Raw genomic sequence first — 2,221 nt, forward strand, 5'->3', positions numbered from 1 at the left:
GCTCAGCCAAAAAAGATCAGACATGTTCACCGCTCGTTTTCGAACGGTGAATCACGCTCGTCCAACCAAATCAATGGGTCCTGACCCTAACATGACCACCGACACCACAGCCCTTCTCTACCTGCGCGCGGCCCATTCCAGCGACGCCGCCATCGCCGAGCAGCACAAGCTCTGCACCGACTATGCCGAAGCGCGGGGCTGGCGCGTCCTCCAAGTCATCGTCGACAACGGCGTCAGCGGGGTGAGTGACGCCCCCGGCCTGACCATCCTTCGGGATCGGATTTCAGGCGGCGAGGCCCAGGCCATCATCGCGACGGATCTGGCTCGCATCTCGCGCGATCCCGAGGGGCTTCAGGCCTTCGCGCGGTTCTGCCAGCAGCACGGGGCGGAATTGTGCTGCGCGACGCAGACGGTCAATCTCGACGCAATCCTGAACCCCGCCAAAAGCGCCGGAAGCTTGATCAAGGCGCTCTACGACGCACGGGAGACCCGTTCATGAACCAGCATTCGAGCCACAAATCCCCCCGCCGCGTCGCGCTCTACGCGCGCTACTCGACCGACATGCAGAACCCAATGTCGATCGAGGATCAATTCCGGCAGGCCACGCGCTACGCGAACCAGCGGGGGTGGGCGATCGTCGAGCGCTTTTCCGACAGCGCCATCAGCGGCACTTCAAGTCGCACGCGTCCCGATTTCGCGCGCCTCTCCGAAGCGCTGCATGACAACGCCTTCGACATCGTGCTGACCGAGTCCCTCGACCGACTCTCGCGCGACCAGGAACACCTCGCCGGCTTCTACAAGGCCGCACGCTACGCAAACGTAGAGATCCATACGATCGGGCGCGGTAAGGTCGACGCGATGACGCTTGGCCTCTCGTCGATGATGAGCGCGATGTTCCTCGAGGACCTGTCAGACAAAGTGCGCCGTGGTATCGAGGGGAAAGTGATGTCGGGGCGGAGCGGCGGTGGCCGAATCTACGGTTACCGTCCGGGGACTGACGTGCGCGGCGCCCCGGATAAGGGCGCACTGGCGATCGACGACCTCGAGGCAGCGGTCGTGCGCCGCATTTTCAGGGACTATGCCGCCGGCATGTCCCCTATCGCGATCGCAAGCGCCCTGAATGACGATGGTATCCCCTCCCCTTCCGTCGGGACCAAGCGCGCGTCGTCGGGCCATTGGAAGCAGAACACCATCAATGGCAACCGGGCACGCGGCACCGGTATCCTAAACAACGAGCTCTATATCGGGCGGCGCATCTGGAATCGTCTCTGCTACCGCAAAGACCCGCTGACCGAAAAGAAGCGCTCGACGCTGAACCCCGAGAGTGAACGGCAGATCGTCGAGGTGCCGCAGCTGCGGATTGTCGACCAAGAACTCTGGGACGCAGTCAAGACGCGACAGGAAAGCCAGGCAAAGCGCCGCTCGAAGATGAGCAGCACTGACCGCAACCACCTGTCCGTCGGGCAATCACTACGCCGGCGCAAGTATCTGCTGTCCGGCCTGCTCCACTGTGGGCTCTGCGGCGGCAAGATGACCGTCGCCGGGAGCGGCAAATACAGGGCCTACTACTGCGCCAACGCAAAGGAGAAGGGCAAGAGCGTGTGTGCGGGCTTCCGCGGCCTCAAGGAGACACGCGCCTCGGAGATGGTGCTTTCGGCACTGCGGAGCGAACTCATGCAGCCCGAGGCCTACGAGGCCTTCCAGGCGAGCTTCAAAAAGCACCTGGTCCAGAGCCAAGGCTCAGCGGAGGACACGTTACGCCTGCACGACGCACGTTTGCGCGAACTCGAGACCAGCCACCGCAACCTGCTGCGGGCCATCGAGACCGGCCACGACGCAGCGGTCCTTCTGCCCCGACTGAACGCCGTGGACGCGGAGCTAAAACAAATGAAGATGAAGCGGGAGGAGATTGTCCCGCCGGCAGTAGAGCTGCCGGACAACCTCCCTGAGCTCTATCGGGCGATGGTGACCGACCTGGCCGCAAGCCTCTCCGACGAGGCCGTCGCCGGACGCGCGGCCGACGAGTTGCACGAGATCGTCGACCACGTGGTCGTTCATTGGGACGCCGATGCAGATGGCCACCGTCTGGAGCTGTCGGGTAATTTTTTGGAGATGCTACGCAAATCGGCACCGAGTGAACTCGACGCCGTCCGAGGCGATATTTTCGCGGAAGTTGGTTGCGGGAGTAGGATTTGAACCTACGACCTTCAGGTTATGAGCC

General features: G+C 62.9%; 2 protein-coding genes. Both read left to right on the forward strand.

Annotated elements, in window-relative coordinates; all coding sequences use genetic code 11:
• Positions 1–91: 91 nt before the first annotated feature.
• Complete coding sequence (locus ACXAJT_RS27520; protein ID WP_475242186.1) at positions 92–499, forward strand: recombinase family protein; 408 nt, start codon at positions 92–94, stop codon at positions 497–499.
• Positions 496–2,196 (forward strand): recombinase family protein, encoded by a 1,701-nt coding sequence (locus tag ACXAJT_RS27525; protein WP_475242188.1) that lies wholly within the window; start codon positions 496–498, stop codon positions 2,194–2,196. Before ACXAJT_RS27520 ends, ACXAJT_RS27525 begins: the two co-directional genes overlap by 4 nt.
• Positions 2,197–2,221: the final 25 nt, after the last annotated feature.

Source organism: Salipiger sp. ABF4_146 (assembly GCF_056161345.1).

What these genes read in the sequence shown, in the direction of transcription:
- ACXAJT_RS27520 (WP_475242186.1), top strand. Translation starts at nt 92, where the DNA reads ATGACCACCGACACCACAGCCCTTCTCTACCTGCGCGCGGCCCATTCC.
- ACXAJT_RS27525 (WP_475242188.1), top strand. Translation starts at nt 496, where the DNA reads ATGAACCAGCATTCGAGCCACAAATCCCCCCGCCGCGTCGCGCTCTAC.